The sequence below is a fragment of the Arthrobacter gallicola genome (genome assembly GCF_014836775.1).
Lineage (GTDB): Bacteria > Actinomycetota > Actinomycetes > Actinomycetales > Micrococcaceae > Arthrobacter_B > Arthrobacter_B gallicola.
On record NZ_JACSQD010000001.1, the window covers coordinates 258,440 to 275,909 of the forward strand.

Consider the following 17,470-nt stretch of genomic DNA (forward strand, 5'->3'; position numbering starts at 1 on the left):
GCCTTTCATCCCCCTTACGGGCAGCAGTCGTTAACCGATCGGCTGGACTGGAACTTCCCGGACGCTCGGAGCGCCGTCGATGTTCCAGCTGAAGAGCGTCAGATGCCAGAGGTGTGGCTGCTTGCGTGAGGGGTCGATCAACCCGTTGGCACCCACACTTTCCAGAATCTCCCGGACCTTCCACGAAGGCGGCGAACAGCCTGCGGCAGCGAGTTCCTGCCAGTCCGCTGCGGCGTCCGCCGGATCAACGCCTATCGACTTCAAGGTCTCGTGGTCACGAAGATCCACAATTCGTTCGGCCTCTACATCGAACTGCAGCACTTCTAGCCGGGCTGCTCGTGTGTCCGAGTGAGCGATCATTGCAGCCGCAACACCATCGCGCGAGGAGCTGAGGTACAACGTGGGCGTGTCCAGCGGGGAATACCGTCCGGCCGACCTGGATCCCTCAAGGGCTGCATAACGGTAAGCGGGATCAACAGCGCGGAAGAACGATCCTGAGACAGTGCACATCAAAGCACCAGCCCGGCTCACCTTTGGTTCGCTGCTCTGCATAACGCGCTCCCTATCCCTGCGGGTGAAGTTGGACTGCCAGCTTGTCACGTCTGTAAGCCGGTCGCTGAGCGGGACGGGCGCGCCCGGTAATCAGTGTCAGTTATTCGTCAGCTTCATTTGTTGGGCGAGCTGACTTCCTCATCACCTTGATCACCACCAGAACCGTAATGCCGGCGATCCACTGTCTGTCGTGCTTTTATATGTCGAGCTGCACCACAGGAGCCATAGGCGCACGGGAGAATCCTTCAACGGGGCATTTAGGGACTTAAAGTCATTCCCATTTATCCTCATTTGATTCATAGTCGAGGCATGGATTGGGTTGGCATTCTCCCCGAAGACGCCCCAGACCCCCGTGTCGAAGGGGTCGAGAGCCTCAAGCGCATGCCTATTCCGGTGCTGGGGCTTATGCCCCAGCCCTCGCTGGAGGACACAGACTCTGTCAGCCTGAACTCGGTTCTGGATGATCGTGGGTACAGCGAAATGACAGCGAGCATCACCTACACGCTCTGGCGGAACCCGGATGACCGCTCAGACCCGGTCAACCTTGCGGACCTGGAGTCCCTCAGGGCCATCGAGGAAGTTCCGCCATGGTCCCGGCCCCCTTGGCTGATCGAGCAAGTGGAGCGGATGCGCTATCCGCAGCTGTGGGAAGCCGTGCGGACCACTTGGCACCGCGAGCCGCACTCTTCGCTGGAAAGCCTCCTGGCTGATCATGTCAACCACATCTTGATGAACCAATTCCGGGAGGAGGTCTGGCCAGGCGGCAAACCCTGGGAGCAGCATGCCCCCGTAGTAACCGGCCGGATGGTCAACAGCCGGGCCAGAACCGTCATTAACGGAGTCGAGGTACCCGGTGCAGAGGTCGATACTGACCCGTTCGTGTACGGCATCGGGGCCCGGCTCGCAGACGGCGCCGTCGTGACAGCAGTCCTGCCACGCGCTGAACTCGAACGGATTCAGGTCCGGTTTACGACTCGGAACTAACGGGCACATTCCTGCGTCTAAAAGGGGATCCTCAACGCGGGGCTTGCGCTCCACTATGGTGGTAGTCCCTGTCGCCTATTGAGGCAGACTCATCCAAGTGGTGTTGGGGGCGGACAGATGGACGCCTTGCCAGCGGTTGGGCCGAGTCATTTTCCATGGGACACGGAAGCCTGGCTCGGGAAGGGCCGGTTAACGGGTCCTCTATTGCAGAGACTCCATTGGATGATGGACAGGGCAACCCCCCCACCGGGATGGGGGAACCCGTATCAGGCGGGCACTGTGACCGTATCCGGATCACAAGCCGTCTTCGAGGACGACGACGGCCATGTCGTCACGTTCCAGGCCCGGCCAGGTGCCACAGATTTCGTCAAGACCTGTTCCTGAAGGTCAACCGGGTGCCGCGCAGAGGATCCCGAATGGTCGATCTTTAGGCGAAGCGTGTGGCAGTAGGCGTGGTGTTGCGTTGGATGAGTCCGAAGGTCGCGGTGACGGCTGCTAGGGCAAGCATGAGGCTGGCACCGAGAGCTAAGAAGTAGTCGTTGCCGGGCCAGGTGACTTTGTAGGAGTCGTCGATGCCGGTGACGATGAGCCACGCTACAAGGAAACCAAGCCCGATGGAGAGCGCTAGAACGGTCAGGAGCGGCACTGCGGCTTCAGCGAGGATGATCCTGCGAAGCGTTGAGGCTGGCATGCCCATGAGCCTCATGAGGCCGAGAACCTTCTTCCGGTCGAGGACGGCAGATGCTGTTCCGACGGCGAGGGAGACCCCTGCAATGACGACGGCGATGATCATTCCCAGGTAAGCGAGGACTGCGAGTCCGTGGATGAGGCGGGTGGAGGACTGAAGTTCGAGGTCGGTCGGGGTGCTGGCCGGAGTGGCGGTAATGCCGGAGGTGTTGAGCGCTGTTCTGGCCCGGTCAATGGCTTCCGGTGTCCCGTCGGTTTCGATCATGATGGTGACCGGTACCAGCTGATCAAGCGTGGCGGAGGCTGGGACCAACGAGACCGGGGGCGTGGTCCAGCTGTGGAGGAAGGACATGTCGAGGGCGACGACATCCGTCTTGGGGATACTGGTGAAGCCGAGGCTCGGTGCGTCCTTGGCCCGAAGGTAGATCTCACGTTCGGCACCGGCCTCGGTGAAGGCTGCCGCTCCGTAGCCGATGGTCGCATTTCGGATACCGGGGAGCCGCTCCAGCCGGTTCTCGGTGCGGGTGGTGTCAGCGGCGGTGTGTCCGGTGCTGATGGTCGCGTTGAGGCTTGCGGGGTGGGGTAAGCCAGGGATGGCGGTTCGCGTGGGTCGGGTTTCGATGACACTGGAGGCGCCGGCGAAAACGGAGACGACGAACACGGCGATGACCAGTCCTGACACCGAGCGGAAGGTCGCCGCCGGTGTCCTTTGGATGCGGTTGAGCGCGATGACTGCGGCCGCGGTGCGTGCCCGTTGCCCACCTAACCTGCTGACAAGCAGCGTCAGCCACGGACCGGCGGTGACGATGCCGATGAGGATCAACACGAAGCCGCCCAGGAGCAGCGGTGTCTGCAGCTGTGCTGAGAGGCCGTTGGCTATACGGCTGAGGAAAGCGGTGAGGATCATGGCAGCGAGCCCTGCCAGTAGCGGAAGGAGCCTTCTAGCACGTGGAGGGACTTCGGGTGCCGATTGGGTGACGCCCAACGGTCCGATGCCGGCCCGGCGGGTCCTGTGCGCGGCGATAAAAGCGGACGCGACGACGACGACCGCGACGACGCTGAAGCCCGCAACCCACCCGGTGGTCAGGTCCGAGACGAACATTCGAGTGCCATTGACCTGCAGCTGCGCGGCGACGGGCCTAAGGAGTACAGCCAAGACCACACCTATGAGAGCGCCGGTGAGACTTGGGATGGCGGTTTCGGCGGCAGCTATCCGTGCAACCACACGGGGGGATGCCCCGATGAGGCGTAGGCTGGCGAAGCGTTCCCGCCGCTGGGCGGCACCGAGGCCGGTGACAATGCTGATCAGCAGCAGCACCGGGAAGAACACGGCGATCGCGCCGAGAGCCAGCACGGTGGTGTAGGAGGATGCGTTGCCGCCGTAGGGGTCGGTGGTGAAACCGGTTACCAACGAGGCGATTCCGCTTTCGCGCAAAACTGTCTCGGTTGCCCCGGTCACGATGATCAGGGAGTCAGGTCCTGGCAAGGCCGAGTCATCGATGGTTCCGGCGAAGGTTCCGTACCGGTCGCCGAGCTCATCACGGGGTGTTGCCTCAATCAGCCGCTGCAGGGCGGGAGAGGCGTAGTACTCGCCCGGTTTCGGGGGCGACCCGATCCCTGGGATGGTAACCGTTGTTGAGTCGAGGGCTGCGAAGTCCCGGCGGTTAATAAGTCTGTCACGGAAGACTTCCACGGGGTTGGATCGCATGAGCGCCACGTCGGTGGTCAACGGAATCGGTACTGGGACTTCCGCTGGCGTTGCCGCGTCGGCAGGTGGGGACGACGATGCAGTGTCGGTTGAGAACGCGACGGAAGGCGCACCCGTTTCGCGTAACCAGGCCCCCCGGTCATCGCGGGCGTTGAGCCCGTTCGCTCCACCCCAAAGCAGCAGGAGCAGACATACCCCAACTGCTACGCCACCCGCTATCCCAGCCAGGCGACCGTAGGCTGACCTGCTTCCGGCGATCGCGAGTTTGAGTATGACGGTGTTCATACTGGCAACCGATAGCCGGCGCTGATAGCTCCATCGCGGACGATGACTTCCCGGTCTGCGTACGCTGCGGATCGGGGGTCGTGGGTGATCATGACGACGGTGGTTCCCGCTTCGCGGACGAGCTCCAGCATCAACGTCAGGACGTTCTCCGAGGCAAGGGAGTCCAGTGAGCCGGTCGGCTCGTCAGCGAACAAGACCGACGGTGCGGTGACCAGGGCGCGTGCGACGGCCACCCGTTGGGCCTGGCCGCCCGAGAGCTCACCGGGCAGCCTTTCCGACATGGATGCCAGGTCGAGACGTTCGAGCAGTTCGGCCGACCGTCGCAGCGCCTCGGACCGTTTGGTGCCCGCGAGTAGGAGAGGGATGCTCACATTGTCCAGGGCGGTGAGCTCCGGCAGCAGCTGGCCGAACTGGAACACGAAACCGAAGTCGGTCAACCGCAACCGGGACCGATCCTGTTCGCTCAGCCCGGAAATATTCCGCATGGGCTGGTTGGTCGGCGAGTAGGTGACTGTGCCGCTACCCGGCGTCAGAACACCGGCGAGGCAATGCAGCAGGGTAGATTTACCGGATCCCGAGGGACCCATGACCGCGAGGACCTCACCGGCCTGGACGTCGAGATCAATTCCTCGGAGTGCATCGGTCGGACCGAACGAGTGCCGGAGGTCCCGGGCACTAAGGATCGAGTCGTTGGTGGTGTTCATGCGAGCTGCAACTCCTTCTTCAGCTGGGTTAGCCGGGCAGTTGTGAGGTCGATCCACCGCAGGTCCGCTTCAATGTGGAACAGGCCATGGTCACACATCAGGACCTGCAACAGTCGGGCGTCTTTCTTAGCCCGGGTCAGTTCACGCATTCGTGCCATGTGCTCTGCACGCTGCAGGTCCAGCAGTCGGTCAGCGTCATCCTCGAGCAGCAGCGCGATGACGGTCTTGGCGAACAAATCACTCCGCAGTGTCTCGGACGGTGTGTCCGGGGTGAACAACCAGGAGCGGACCTTGTCCTGCCCGGTGGGGGTGATCTCATACTTTTTACGATCCGGGCCACCGCCTGTCTCTTCTCCGACTGCAAGGATCAGCTCATCTCGCACCATGCGGGCCAGAGTCGCGTACACCTGACCGAAGGCCAGGGTCTTCTCGACTCCGAAGTACCGGTCATAGGAATGCTTCAGGTCGTAGCCATAGCTGGGCTCGCGGCTGAGAAGGCCCAACAAGGTCAGTGCGTTGTTCATGGGGGTATCTATACACTCGGTTTATAGTGAAAGCGAGCAAACTCGCTTCCGTGTCTCCTGATACGGGGACCATCTTCCAGGCTCGCTCGGACCCGGTTTATGCCAGGACGTCACAGGATTATGAGTAGGAGCTTTTTAGATCTGGAACCACGTCCCGCATCACAACAGCTATATGCTCGCAGCTACCCACATGAACCGCCCCTTTCCGCAACGCGTTAGATGTCTGCATGATCAGAGGAGCGCAATGAAACGTCTATTGGTAAATCTGGCGTTCATCCCATTTGTAGGTATAGCTGTCTGGCTCTGGTCCCGTGACCTTGGGATCGTTGGTGCTGCGGTTATGGTCACCATCCTCCTTGTAATTTCGGATCGCGCTTACCAGTGGGGCAGTAGTCGGGCACGCGAGAACGAGAAAAACTTAGAGGAGCTAATAGCAAGAAAAAAGGCCCCTCGTGGAGAAACTGGCGAGTAAAAACACCGCGACACCCGCCTGCGGGGTTATCTGCGCGCCGTTTTTTCGTTTGGTGACCCTCCGTGGGACGCTCATCGTGGCGGCCGCCGCTGCTGACTGAGCTTCACGGTCAGGGACCGTGCGATGGGCTTCTGTTCTCTTTCGCATCAACGTGCTGCCGGGATCCCTAGGCGCAGTCCGTCTAGACCGTGCCCTGGTTCCTCAAACTCCAGACGCCCCAATATAGAAGCCACGGCATGACGAATAGCGGCAGCCATGAGCCGACTCTGTCTGTGTTGGCGAAAACGTTGAAAACGGCGAGTAGCAACATCACAGTGCTGACGACAACCGCGAGGCGAGCAAACGGCGCCGGCCAAGGGCGCAATAATCTCATGAGCGTCAGGCTAGTGCCCTAAGGGGCGAGCATTCCCCGTCAGCCGACCGATTTCAATGCGCCGCCAGGCCGAGGGACCATACGCGGTCTGTTTCCTTTGAGAATCCCTCGGCGCGACACGCTGTCAGGAGTAGTAATGACGCGGACAACGTACGATGCATAAGCGATGGACACCTACGGCACGATCCTCTTCTTTGTCTGCATCTTGGGCGGACTTGCGCTCATCGTGGCCGGAGCACTTTGGGCAGCGCGCCACCCGCGAACCAAAGGAAAACCGTTGGGCCGTGAAAGAAAGGCTTGGATAGCGCTGCTCGGGCTAGGTGCAGTTCTCATTGTGGGTGCCGTCCTGAGCTTGTAGGGTCCCGAATCCGACCTCAGCGCCGAGGTCCCATTGAAGTTTCCGCAAGGGGACTACTCACTTTCCTGTGGAGTCCTGGCATATAGCGGGTCTGACCGAGGCTGGAAGATGATCCCCGTTATCAGCAGAGAAGTGGCGATCAAGCCAATCGGCAGATCCGCGTTGTAACCCAAGAGACTAACTACAAGGGGCGTTAGCACCGCTAGCGCGGACAGAGAGAAGAGCGCTCTTGCAACACATTTCATTCTGCGCTGTCGAATGACGGCGGCTGGGGGATATTCTTCCATTGACGCATCTCCTCTGCTGTCACAGGCTCGTCGACCGATCATTGCAGAATGGTGCTGAAGCTGTACTGCTTGGCAGTTCCCAGGGATCCTCCCGGCATGTTTCCACGCCTAGGTGCCGCAGTAAGGGATCCTTCACTGCGACGCTCGGCATGGGGCAGCACACCGAGGCGCCTTCCGTTCAGTGATCCGCAAGCGGAATGCTGAACGGGAGAGTGAGTCACCCTAACCCGAGGCAGTCTGCAATTAGGCGCGGGCCATGAGGGTGGACTGCGTTGAAAAATCCGCTCGCGTACTGTTGACGGATGCGAGCCAAACACGGAATGTTCAGCTGGAAAATGACACGCTTCCTCTTCTCCACCGGCAGTTTCGTTGCTATGGCTGGAATTCTCCGAATCGCGACGGCGGCCTCGTGGGGGTACATCTGGTTTGTACTGCTCGGACTTGCTCTCGTAGCACTGTCCACCCGTGGTCCATGGGATAGCGAAGCAAGCGGTCGCAATCGATCAGTTTTGGGTTTCCGAGTTCGTCCGTAGCAGGTCCGTAGCGACATGCAAACTACAAACCACGGGGTTAACATCAATAGCCCACAGGGGATCGTTTATCGGGACGCCTCGAACAGAATAAGCTCAGACCGGCCGTCGTCCGCGGTTACTCCTCGGATCTCCCGGAGTCGGGCGACGGGCCGGAACGCGTGCGTCTCGTGCATCCGGATGGACGCCGTGTTGTGTTCGTTCGTGAAGTAGTAAGCGGCTGAGGCCCATGCCCAGATCAATTCCAATCTCACCCGGGTGAGTTCAGAACCGATTCCTCGCCGACGGAACTCCGGAGCGACTTCCACTCCACCGAGATAGTGGCCTGCTGGCGCGTTGTCCTCTGGACCCAGGTAGTGATGGGTCTTGGCCACCCCGACAACTGCGCCCTGCATGACAGCCACCAACACGACTCGTTGGTCTCTGGGGACGATCATTGCGCTGGTCCAGCGTGGTCGACCGCCGGCATCACAAACCGCAGCCACATGTTCCAGGTCATCCAGGGTGGCTTCACGAATTTGCATGGACTAAAGCGTACTCGGCGAGCCGAAGCGCCCCATGACTCATGCCCGTAAGCCGATCCCCAAACGGGACGGCTTTTCGCCTGGATCGCCCCTGCAGAGCGTCGCGGTCAAGGACCGGCTTACGGGTGCATGTCGAATGCGCTTTCATGCACCGATCACAACAGAGGCGAGGCCAGCATCGAGGAAATGGTTGCAGCTGGTGAGAAGCGAGTAACTTTGATAATCGGGCCGCAGATCTCGCTAGAGGGCGGGGTCCTGCCAAATGAGGTACGGAGGGAGCACCGCATTGTCCTCTCAGGAATGACAGATAGACCAGTCTTTGTAGAACGTCCACCTGATTGGCTTCGATGGGGTGGCGGTGTCTTTCTGCTTTTGATAGCCGTACTTCTCGCGGTGACAGGCGGACTCGAGTCATCTTGGGAGCTCTACCTCGGAGCGGTCTTTTTCCTGGGTGTTGGTTTGTGGTGGTGCTTCCTGGCCCGGATCGCAGCGGTAGTTGATGAGGAGCAGGTCAAGCTCTCTGGACCACTTTGGAAGCACACAGTGCGACGAGGTGACTTGCACGATGTTTCTGTTTGATACGGACAGCGGGATGAATACTGGCTTGGTGAACTGGCCTGTAACCTCACACAAACGGGGTTCCCTCGTGCGGATGAACATGGGCGGCTCTGCGGTCGTTACCTTCTCGGAGAATAGTGGCCGCAGCTATCAGTTCGTCCTTGCGGAACGGCGCTCCGCAGAACGAATGGCACGAGCCATCACCGACTGAAATTTTGTGCGGTAGCCGATCCCTGAGCGGGACATGCCTCTTCGGCCAACTGGAACTTGACACGACTAATACTTGGACAGCAAGAAGTCAGACCGCAGGTAGATCCTAAGACTCCCACCACCTTCAACACGGCCGGTGCATGTCTTGCGCAACGTCCACAAGTTCATCGGCTCACAACGTTCCGATGCCAGCCCCAGATCGGCGACTAAAGACCCTGCAGTCTGCGGGAATTCGATTTCAACGTCCATTTCCCACCAGCAACCTCCGGAGCCACAAAATTGTGAAATTTCTCCTGCCCTGCTGGGGGCGGGAATATTTCCGAACTCCGAGACGGGAGGAACGGCACCCTCATTTACAGCGCTGAAGGCAACAGATCCCACCCAGGCAGCGAGAAGGAGACCGATAGCAAGCTTCGCGCCGCGCCTTCGTCGTTGACGAGTTCTAAACCGGGCCCCGTGATCCGTCATCAGCGAGTTCCTTGGTTCTGCAAGCTTGCAGAGTTATTCGAAAGGCCGTGATCTCTCCAGTGACAACCCAGCTCATCAAAAGCAGAATGACCGCTCAACGGGATTCCTTCGTGAAATCGTCCTGCTGAGCAGCACGGCACAACTGCTCTTCTCGCATTTCGGGGTTCAAGTCATTCCATGCGTGTTCTTGGGCTGTGACCTCTGATTCCGGCAGCCCCATGACGCTCAGCTGCTCGGGTGAAACCATCACGCTGTTCCCCGGCCCGATCAGGTTGCTGCGGTCCAGGGCCGCGCCGGGACCGGAGGCATAATCAGCAGAACAATCGATGAACGGTTCGTAGACCGCCGTCGAAGGATCATCCTTCAGCTCAGAAGACCCCGTCGACGCTTTTGGAGCCATCGCAACTCTGGCAGTTTCAGCAGCGGATTCACCAGGCGCCGATAAGGGCATCGTTCCAATTCCGAGGACAACGCCACCCGAGATCGCTAATACGACGATCATTCCTACTGACGGTCTTCTGTTAATGGTGGCCCCCTGACCAGCTGCCACACCCCATCGATGCAACGACCCCAGCCTAACGGACGGTGCAGGACTCACTCCGAACATAAGCACTTGAGGGTTCCCACAAGCCGGTCCTTCATCGCATCGCCGAACACTTCCTATTGTTCTCAAGATGTCATTTTCCATACCCGCCTGCACGGCTGGCCGCCTGTTCTCGCAGTTGTGCAGACGAGTGTTGAGCACTGGTTTTTCCGCACTCCTCTGCACTAACGTCGTTGTTGCTTACTACTCCTCTGCACACCAAGGGAGGTAGCGGAGTGGGTGAAGAATCTGCACACGTTCGTGAGCCGGGCACGTTGACCATGCCAGATGCTCTGTGGGACCGGACGAAGTCAACGTCGGTGGTGATCACGCCATTGGCAGCGCAAGCGGTCGTCGGCAGGGCGGCAGTTGATGCAGCCGCACTGGCGTTGGGCATATCGCCACGCCAGGTCTACGTGCTAATCAAACGCCATCGCAGCGGGTCTGGGTTGCTGACGGATTTGGCCCCGGGCCGCTCCTCGGGAGGCAAAGGAACCGCGCGTCTGTTGGACGAGGTCGAAGACCTCATCCGCGAGATCGTGCGGAAGCAGTTCCTGACCCGGCAGAAGCGGACCTTGGCGGCGGTGTATCGCGACATCGCTGCAGCGTGCCGCGAACGACAGCTCCCTGTCCCGGCCCGGAACACGGTCGAGCGGCGAATCCGGGCGCTGAATCCAGTTGAGGTAGGCCGGCGCAGGGGTGGTGCCAATGCGGTACGGCCGTTGCAGTCAGCTGGGGACGAGGTGCCGGCGATCGGCACAGTTTTGGAACAGGTGCAGGTCGATCACACGGTCATTGACGTCATCGTCGTGGACGAACGGGAGCGCCAGCCGATCGGCCGCCCTTATCTGACTGTCGCGATCGATGTCTACAGCCGATGCATTATTGGCATGGTCGTGACTCTGGAGGCTCCCTCGGCAGTGTCGGTCGGGCTGTGCCTGGCGCATGCCAGCACTGACAAAAGGCCATGGCTTGAAAGTTTGGCTATTGAGGCGCAGTGGCCCATGAGCGGGAAGCCGAAGCAGCTGCACCTGGATAACGCCAGCGAATTCAAGAGCGAGGCGCTCCGGCGAGGATGCGAGCAACACGGTATCGAGCTGGCCTACCGCCCGCCGGGCCGGCCTCACTATGGTGGGATCGTGGAACGGGTGATTGGCACCGCGATGCAGCAAATCCATGAACTCCCCGGAACCACCTTTTCCAATCCCATTGAACGGGGCCGGTATGACTCGGACCGGAAGGCTGCGCTGACGCTGCGAGAGCTGGAGAAATGGATGACCCTCGCCATGACCAGCTACCACGGCACCATCCACAGCACCTTGGCGCAGACTCCCAGCGGTCGGTGGGCAGAAGGAGTGGCGGCTCAGGGGCTGCCGGCGGTTGCCTCGAACCCGACAGCGTTCCTGGTTGACTTCCTTCCCGTCGTGCGCCGCACCCTGACGCGGACGGGATTCGTCATCGACCACGTCCACTATTTCTCGAATGCGCTGAAGCCTTGGATCAGCCGGCGCGACACGCTTGGACCGTTTCTGATCCGTCGGGACCCCCGGGACATCAGCCGAATCTGGGTGCTGGAACCAGAGGGGGTTCATTATGTGGAGGTTCCTTACCGGACGATGGCGAACCCGTCTGTGAGCCTATGGGAGCACAGGCATGCCTTGGCGCGGCTACACGAGCGAGGCATAGCGCAAGTGGATGAGGCGGCGTTGTTCCGCACGATCGAGCAGATGCGAGAGATCGCGACTACTGCGTCGAAGACCACGCGTCGCATGCGACGCGACGCCGAGCGCCGCAATGTAGCGACGACGCGACGCGCCGGGGTGCCAGCCCCTTCACTCCCGCTGGAAGCCGCTGCTGATCAGGCGCCGGACACGGTCTCGGACGCGGCCAGAGTGGCGCGATTCGATCAGATCGAGCAGTGGTGACCATGCCCGAGTACGAGGCACCCGAGTTGTCCCACCTGCACCCGAGCATGCGGGACGCGGCCCGTTTGCCTGCGAACGAACGGGTTGAACTGATCCGGGCCGACCGGTGGATCGGCTACCCACGCGCGGTGGAGGCGGTGGCCCGCCTGGAGACCCTGCTGTGCTGGCCGGACAAACAGCGAATGCCGAACCTGTTGTTGATCGGGCCGACGAACAATGGCAAGTCGATGATCGTGGAAAAGTTTCGTCGGGGGCACCTGCCTGTGACCGAGGCAAACCGGGAAAGCACTCCGGTGTTGTGCGTGCAGATGCCGTCCGAGCCGTCCGTGTTGCGCTTCTACATCGCGCTCCTGGCAGCGCTGGGTGCGCCTCTTCAGCCACGCCGGCGTCTGGCTGACGTGGAGCAGATCTCGCTGAAGCTGCTGCGTTCAACGGGAGTGCGGATGCTTGTCATCGACGAGCTGCACAATGTCCTCGCCGGGCAGGGCAACAGCCGCCGGGAGTTCCTCAACCTCCTGCGATTCCTGGGCAACGAGCTGCGCATGCCGATCATCGGCGTCGGAACACGGGAAGCGTATCTTGCGGTCAGATCCGATGATCAGTTGGAGAACAGGTTCGAACCCATCGTCCTTCCCCTGTGGAATATGGGTGAGGACACCCTGTCGTTGTTGGCCAGCTTCGCCGTAGCCCTGCCGCTGCAGCGCCCCTCGGACATCGCCACCTCCGATATGGCGCAGTATTTGCTAACCCGAAGCGAGGGAACCATTGGCGAACTCACCCGCCTCTTGACGACCGCGGCGATCGCCGCCGTTGAAAGCGGGGAAGAATGCATCAATCGCCGCACCCTGGCCATGGCCGACTATGCAGGACCCGCCGAACGGCGGCGCTTGTTCGAACGCGAACTAATGTGAGACCGCCGGAACGCTGGCCTCTGCACCCGGCTCCAGTGGAAATGGAATCGTTGTCTTCTTGGTTGCGGCGGATTGCCTCTAGCTATGACATGCACTCCTACGAGCTCCTCGAACACGGACTTGGCCAAAGGGAACTGAGCGACCCCGAGCTGGATCTGGACCCGCCGAGGGATCTGCTTGAAGAGCTCGCCAAGCGCACCGGTCTTGATCAACACCGCGTGATTGCTATGACCATGGCCGGATGGGTGCCATGGCTCGTTGACAGCCTCAGCCCTGCGCCCGGCGCTTACGAAACCTATGTGCACCAGCTCTCCGTGCTCCTGCCACCGAAGCGGCGCAATATCTACGCCCCGCAGAAGTGGGTGCCATGGCTGTCGGTCACCGGGGCGCGGCGGGGATGCCCGGACTGCCTGGCATCAAGCCCGGCGATACTGCTCTTCTGGCAATTGCCGCTCATGGCCAGCTGCCTGGTACACGGGCGCCGGCTCGAAACCTACGAAGGGCACCCTCCTGATTTCAGTCTGTGGGCAACTCCCGCCCATGACCAGCGGCCGCTGCCGGAGTCGCTGTCCCTCATGGACAGGCGCACGTGGCAGGCGATAACCACTGGCTTCGTGGACCTGCCCCGATATCCGGTTCACGCCAGCATCTGGTTCCGGCTGCTGCGGACCATCCTGGACGAACTCACCACAGCCCAGGGACGATATGGGCGGCAACTGGACGATGTGCGTCGTGTCTGGGAACACTGCGGTCACCCGTTCAGGGCCGGCCTGTATTCGTGGCAGCCGTTCGAGACCCTCCACTGGCCCGTCCAGCAGCAGCTGCTCGAAGCGGCCGCCGCCGCGATGGAACTGATTGAAGCCGGCGCACTGACCGCGCTGGGAACCTCCGCGTACCTCCTGCGACCGGAACCGGACCCCCGGATCAGCGACGGAACCCCACGTGGACCACTGACAGCAACCGCTCAGGAGAAGCGGACCCTCGATGAGCTCTGGAAGCAGGCAACGGATGCACTGGAAGTCTGCATCGCAGCAGCCAAAGTAAACCCAGTCGTCGCGCAGCCGCTCTACGATTTCGCACGGTATGGATGCCGGAGTGAAGAATCCGTGCGCAGTCTCCGGCAAACCTTCGCCGAGCTTCAGATACCCCTGGACTTCTTGTCACAAACAGAGAATCAGTAGCCCTTTGCATGACTTAGAATAAATAACGCGTTAAGTGACATATTTCGATTCCGGGCCGATCTGGAATCAGACTGTCACTTAAACGAACGTATAAATGATGAGGGGTGACGGCTGTGCTCGTTGGATATATGCGCGTCTCAAAGACGGACGGGTCACAGACTACGGACCTGCAGCGCGACGCACTCCTGGCCGCCGGCGTCGGTGCCGACTCCCTCTACGACGAACGTGCCTCCGGGAAGAAGGACGACAGGCCCGAGCTGGCTGCCTGCCTCAAGGCCTTGCGCCACGGCGACACCCTCATAGTCTGGAAACTGGACCGGCTCGGCCGGGACCTGCGCCACCTGGTCAACATCGTCCACGACCTCACCGAACGAGGCATCGGACTCAAAGTCCTCACCGGTCAGGGTGCGGCCATCGACACCACCACCGCTTCCGGGAAGCTTGTCTTCGGGATCTTCGCCGCCCTGGCCGAATTTGAACGCGAACTCATCTCCGAACGCACCCTGGCCGGGCTAGCCTCCGCCCGGGTCCGCGGCCGTAACGGCGGACGCCCCTACAAGATGACCCCGGCGAAACTCAGGCTCGCCATGGCGTCCATGGGCAAACCAGGAACCAGGGTCAGCGACCTCTGCGCCGAACTCGGCGTCACCCGCCAAACCCTCTACCGCCACGTCTCGCCCACCGGGGAACTGCGCCCCGACGGTGAAAAGCTCCTCTCACGGTAGTGCGTCCGTTTGTCGCACCCGCACCGGGCAGTTTCTCAGGCGGGTCATACGGGAATCATTCGGAGCCGTCATGACACGGGTCTCCTAAATCAGCAGCAAGGCCACGGGGGACGGCCCGAAGCTGTAGCGATGGGGGACTGGCTTGCGGACGCTAGGCCGTCCTTGCTGTCCGGTGGTACTCCGTCCCTTCATTGCACTTGTGGGAGTTGCCAATGCAGAACGGGGCATTCGAGACCAGCCCCCTGCACTTAATTCTTCGTGATCAAAGCTGGCAGGATGGCTAGCAGGAGGGGCAACGGACGCAGGGTCCTGCCTTCCAGCGGGAGGCTGGATATTTTGGGAACAAGAGAAGGGCTTCGGCTGCTCGCAGCCGTCGATCTGGAGTTGAAGGAAGCCCGGCGTTGGATGCAGAGCCCGAAGGTGGCCATAGGACGCTTGGCTAAGGCCCACAATCGGCTCGAAGAGCTGATCCGGTGACGCCGTGCCCCCGCAGCCTCGCTGACGTCCTTGGTGCTTGCGTCCGGGGCGGAGGCGGTGATCGCAGCGGACAGTGGATGGGTGCTGTGCTGCTCCAGGTCTCGTGTAGTCACCGGGCTGGCGGGCTTTATCAATCATCGCTTGTTAACGATAAGATCGGCGCATGACGATTGATACTTGTTTGACGGATGCCGGGCCCGCCGTGGCCCTGTTCAATTCACTGGCAGACCCAACACGGCTGGCTATCATCCAGCACCTGCTCCAAGGAGAGCACCGGGTCACCGACCTGGTTGAACACCTGGGACTGGCACAATCCACAGTCTCAGCCCATGTTGCCTGCCTGCGCGACTGCGGCTTGGTAGAAGGACGCCCTGAAGGGCGACAGACGTACTACTCGCTCAGCCGCCCTGAACTCATTGACGTGCTGAAATCGGCCGAGAAGCTACTCTCCGCCACCGGATACAAGGTCGCGCTGTGCGAGAACTACGGAACCTCGAAGGGAGGGAAGTAGATGGAAGCCACCGGCACACTCACCCCGGAGAGAACTGAACAGCTCACCCGCAAAGGCCTCCGACTGGCCCAGTTCACCGTCGCATACAACGTCGTTGAAGGCATCGTCGCCATAACTGCGGGACTCTTGGCCGGGCTGGTTTCCGTTATCGGCTTCGGCATCGACTCAGGCATTGAGTCGATCGCAGCCATACTAGTGGGTCTACGCTTGGCTGCACGCCTGCGGCACGGCGAGGCCGATGAAAAAAAGGAAAGAATCACCCTCAAGCTCGTCGCGGTGACTTTCTTCATCCTCGCCGCCTACGTCATCTACGAGGGTATCGCCAGCCTGATCGAAGGAGAAGCCCCCGACAGCTCGCCCCTGAGCATCGGAATCCTCGTACTTTCGGTCATCGTGATGCCCTTCCTGGCAGCCATGAAAAAGCGCGTGGGAATGGAACTTGGCGACAACCTGATTCTTGCCGATGCTGCCGAGACACGCGTCTGCGTACTACTCAGCATCTCCACGCTCGTCGCGTTGGTCCTCTACATGCTCACCGGAGCTGCCTGGCTGGATCCGGTCGCAGGCTTCATAATCGCGGCGTTCGCCATCCACGAAGGCAAGGAAGCTTGGGAGGGTGAACTGGTCGAAGACGACGACTAGGACCCTCTAACCTCCGCTCCCTTCAACTCATAGACAAACCACAGCGGTTGAGCTGTGCAGACTAATCTGCACAGCTCAACCGCTGATTCATTTCCAACTGGTCTATGCGGCAGCCCTGCGCCGACGCCCTCCTAAGGCAAGTGCCCCGGCTCCCGCGAACACCAGCGCGCCGCCGGCTATTTGCAGGGCGGCGTTCGCTGTCCGGGACTCCACTACTTCCCCAGCGGGAACGGTGATCTGTACGCGCTCCCTGGCAGTTGGAGGTTCAGGGGGCAGCAGCGTTCATGGCAGGGGCGGTGTTCACCGCTGTTGTCACTGCCGGATCCGCCAGTGCGATACCGGAGTCAGCCAGGTTCGGACCGGCACTTGTAACATGGCAAGTTTGACCCGCTTCAACTCATTTGCTGAGGCCCGCAAGCACATGGTCAGGCTGTTGCGCGTCGCCTGCCCAACTCGGTTATGAATGCTTCGGCGCGGACTAAATTGAGGGCGAATTTGTCCCGCTTACGTTCGGCCTCCGCTATGAACACATCGAGCCTGTCCCGGCTCGTCAGGGTGTTGTCCCGGCGTGGCCAGATTGTCGACAGTCTGGCAGCCAGACTGTCGACAATCTCAACTCAGGGACGAAAATCTTCTCCAGCGGAGGACTATGGTTGGGCGAACCGTTGATTCAATGATTCGAGGACCTCCTTGCTTATTCCGATAGCAACAGGGCAGACAACAGGGCCAGTGCTGACGGAATCACTCGGTAAAACACCCAGTTGCCCCGACGTTCGCATTCGAGCAGGCCAGCCTCACGCAAAACCTTCAGGTGATGCGAAACCGTCGGCTGAGAAAGCTCCACGGCTGCAGCCAAGTCACACACGCAACTCTCTCCCCGAGGGTGACAGGCGATTAAATTGAACAGCCGAAGCCGTGCCGGATCACCGAGCGCCTTGAACTTCTTGGCTGTTCCGGACGCTAGATCCCCCGACAGGGGTTCCTGTGTTAATGGAGGCACGGGCACATCGAAGAACTGGATAACCTGATCAATCGACATGTATCTATATTGACGAACCTCGATGGAATCCGTCAAAATGGTGTCGCAGGTCGAGGAGCCCGGTGGACGGTGAACCGCATGGTTGGGGCATACCGGCCCGACATGATGGCCGTTGGCGGACAACGCGTTCTATGGCCTCGCAGCATGAAGTGCGACCGCCCGGACCCGCAGCCTTGGCCACATCGCGAAGAGGGACACGCTGATTGCTCCCGTTCTGTTGGAGCATTCTGCGGGATTACGCACAGACACATG

General features: G+C 60.7%; 14 protein-coding genes. 7 read left to right on the forward strand and 7 right to left on the reverse strand.

The genetic code is table 11. The annotated features are described in order from the left end of the window. Positions 1–30: 30 nt before the first annotated feature. Positions 31–552: an RES family NAD+ phosphorylase gene (locus H9639_RS01180; protein ID WP_318241936.1), complete on the reverse strand. Its 522-nt coding sequence runs from the start codon at positions 550–552 to the stop codon at positions 31–33. 309 nt (positions 553–861) lie between these two features. Here H9639_RS01180 and H9639_RS01185 point away from each other — a divergent pair, with 309 nt between their 5' ends. Continuing rightward, positions 862–1,536, forward strand: coding sequence for a hypothetical protein (locus H9639_RS01185; RefSeq protein WP_191806319.1), 675 nt, complete (start codon positions 862–864; stop codon positions 1,534–1,536). Between the two features lie 427 nt (positions 1,537–1,963). Here H9639_RS01185 and H9639_RS01190 read toward each other — a convergent pair whose 3' ends face one another. From H9639_RS01190 to H9639_RS01210, 5 genes are all read right to left on the reverse strand, one after another. Further along, a complete protein-coding gene (locus H9639_RS01190) occupies positions 1,964–3,931 on the reverse strand; it encodes an ABC transporter permease (protein WP_225219045.1) in 1,968 nt (655 codons plus the stop codon). 281 nt (positions 3,932–4,212) lie between these two features. After that, the gene (locus H9639_RS01195) at positions 4,213–4,920 is read right to left on the reverse strand and encodes an ABC transporter ATP-binding protein (protein WP_191806321.1); all 708 of its coding nucleotides are present in this window, start codon (positions 4,918–4,920) and stop codon (positions 4,213–4,215) included. Then, positions 4,917–5,444 (reverse strand): PadR family transcriptional regulator, encoded by a 528-nt coding sequence (locus tag H9639_RS01200; protein WP_191806322.1) that lies wholly within the window; start codon positions 5,442–5,444, stop codon positions 4,917–4,919. The genes H9639_RS01195 and H9639_RS01200 overlap by 4 nt, the downstream gene beginning before the upstream one ends. A gap of 2,088 nt (positions 5,445–7,532) precedes the next feature. Beyond that, complete coding sequence (locus tag H9639_RS01205) at positions 7,533–7,988, reverse strand: GNAT family N-acetyltransferase (RefSeq protein WP_191806323.1); 456 nt, start codon at positions 7,986–7,988, stop codon at positions 7,533–7,535. Positions 7,989–9,318: 1,330 nt separating this feature from the next. Next, positions 9,319–9,726, reverse strand: a complete 408-nt coding sequence (locus H9639_RS01210; RefSeq protein ID WP_191806324.1) for a hypothetical protein — start codon at positions 9,724–9,726, stop codon at positions 9,319–9,321. 317 nt (positions 9,727–10,043) lie between these two features. Here H9639_RS01210 and H9639_RS01215 point away from each other — a divergent pair, with 317 nt between their 5' ends. From H9639_RS01215 to H9639_RS01240, 6 genes are all read left to right on the forward strand, one after another. Further along, complete coding sequence (locus H9639_RS01215) at positions 10,044–11,732, forward strand: DDE-type integrase/transposase/recombinase (protein WP_191806325.1); 1,689 nt, start codon at positions 10,044–10,046, stop codon at positions 11,730–11,732. A 2-nt stretch (positions 11,733–11,734) separates the two neighbouring features. Continuing rightward, positions 11,735–12,643 (forward strand): TniB family NTP-binding protein, encoded by a 909-nt coding sequence (locus tag H9639_RS01220; RefSeq protein WP_191806326.1) that lies wholly within the window; start codon positions 11,735–11,737, stop codon positions 12,641–12,643. Further along, the gene (locus H9639_RS01225; RefSeq protein WP_225219046.1) at positions 12,559–13,824 is read left to right on the forward strand and encodes a TniQ family protein; all 1,266 of its coding nucleotides are present in this window, start codon (positions 12,559–12,561) and stop codon (positions 13,822–13,824) included. Before H9639_RS01220 ends, H9639_RS01225 begins: the two co-directional genes overlap by 85 nt. 113 nt (positions 13,825–13,937) lie before the next feature. Next, complete coding sequence (locus H9639_RS01230; RefSeq protein ID WP_191806328.1) at positions 13,938–14,549, forward strand: recombinase family protein; 612 nt, start codon at positions 13,938–13,940, stop codon at positions 14,547–14,549. A gap of 640 nt (positions 14,550–15,189) precedes the next feature. Continuing rightward, the gene (locus H9639_RS01235) at positions 15,190–15,537 is read left to right on the forward strand and encodes an ArsR/SmtB family transcription factor (protein WP_191806329.1); all 348 of its coding nucleotides are present in this window, start codon (positions 15,190–15,192) and stop codon (positions 15,535–15,537) included. Beyond that, positions 15,538–16,179 carry a cation diffusion facilitator family transporter gene (locus H9639_RS01240; RefSeq protein ID WP_191806330.1) on the forward strand — a complete coding sequence of 214 codons (642 nt, stop codon included), beginning with the start codon at positions 15,538–15,540 and terminating at the stop codon, positions 16,177–16,179. It begins immediately after the preceding gene. Between the two features lie 694 nt (positions 16,180–16,873). On the opposite strand, the gene H9639_RS01245 is transcribed toward H9639_RS01240, so the two are convergent. After that, positions 16,874–17,218: an ArsR/SmtB family transcription factor gene (locus H9639_RS01245; RefSeq protein ID WP_191806331.1), complete on the reverse strand. Its 345-nt coding sequence runs from the start codon at positions 17,216–17,218 to the stop codon at positions 16,874–16,876. Between the last annotated feature and the right edge of the window lie 252 nt (positions 17,219–17,470).

What these genes read in the sequence shown, in the direction of transcription:
- H9639_RS01180 (WP_318241936.1), bottom strand. Translation starts at nt 552, where the DNA reads ATGCAGAGCAGCGAACCAAAGGTGAGCCGGGCTGGTGCTTTGATGTGC.
- H9639_RS01185 (WP_191806319.1), top strand. Translation starts at nt 862, where the DNA reads ATGGATTGGGTTGGCATTCTCCCCGAAGACGCCCCAGACCCCCGTGTC.
- H9639_RS01190 (WP_225219045.1), bottom strand. Translation starts at nt 3,931, where the DNA reads ATGCGATCCAACCCCGTGGAAGTCTTCCGTGACAGACTTATTAACCGC.
- H9639_RS01195 (WP_191806321.1), bottom strand. Translation starts at nt 4,920, where the DNA reads ATGAACACCACCAACGACTCGATCCTTAGTGCCCGGGACCTCCGGCAC.
- H9639_RS01200 (WP_191806322.1), bottom strand. Translation starts at nt 5,444, where the DNA reads ATGAACAACGCACTGACCTTGTTGGGCCTTCTCAGCCGCGAGCCCAGC.
- H9639_RS01205 (WP_191806323.1), bottom strand. Translation starts at nt 7,988, where the DNA reads ATGCAAATTCGTGAAGCCACCCTGGATGACCTGGAACATGTGGCTGCG.
- H9639_RS01210 (WP_191806324.1), bottom strand. Translation starts at nt 9,726, where the DNA reads ATGATCGTCGTATTAGCGATCTCGGGTGGCGTTGTCCTCGGAATTGGA.
- H9639_RS01220 (WP_191806326.1), top strand. Translation starts at nt 11,735, where the DNA reads ATGCCCGAGTACGAGGCACCCGAGTTGTCCCACCTGCACCCGAGCATG.
- H9639_RS01225 (WP_225219046.1), top strand. Translation starts at nt 12,559, where the DNA reads ATGCATCAATCGCCGCACCCTGGCCATGGCCGACTATGCAGGACCCGC.
- H9639_RS01235 (WP_191806329.1), top strand. Translation starts at nt 15,190, where the DNA reads ATGACGATTGATACTTGTTTGACGGATGCCGGGCCCGCCGTGGCCCTG.
- H9639_RS01240 (WP_191806330.1), top strand. Translation starts at nt 15,538, where the DNA reads ATGGAAGCCACCGGCACACTCACCCCGGAGAGAACTGAACAGCTCACC.
- H9639_RS01245 (WP_191806331.1), bottom strand. Translation starts at nt 17,218, where the DNA reads ATGTCGATTGATCAGGTTATCCAGTTCTTCGATGTGCCCGTGCCTCCA.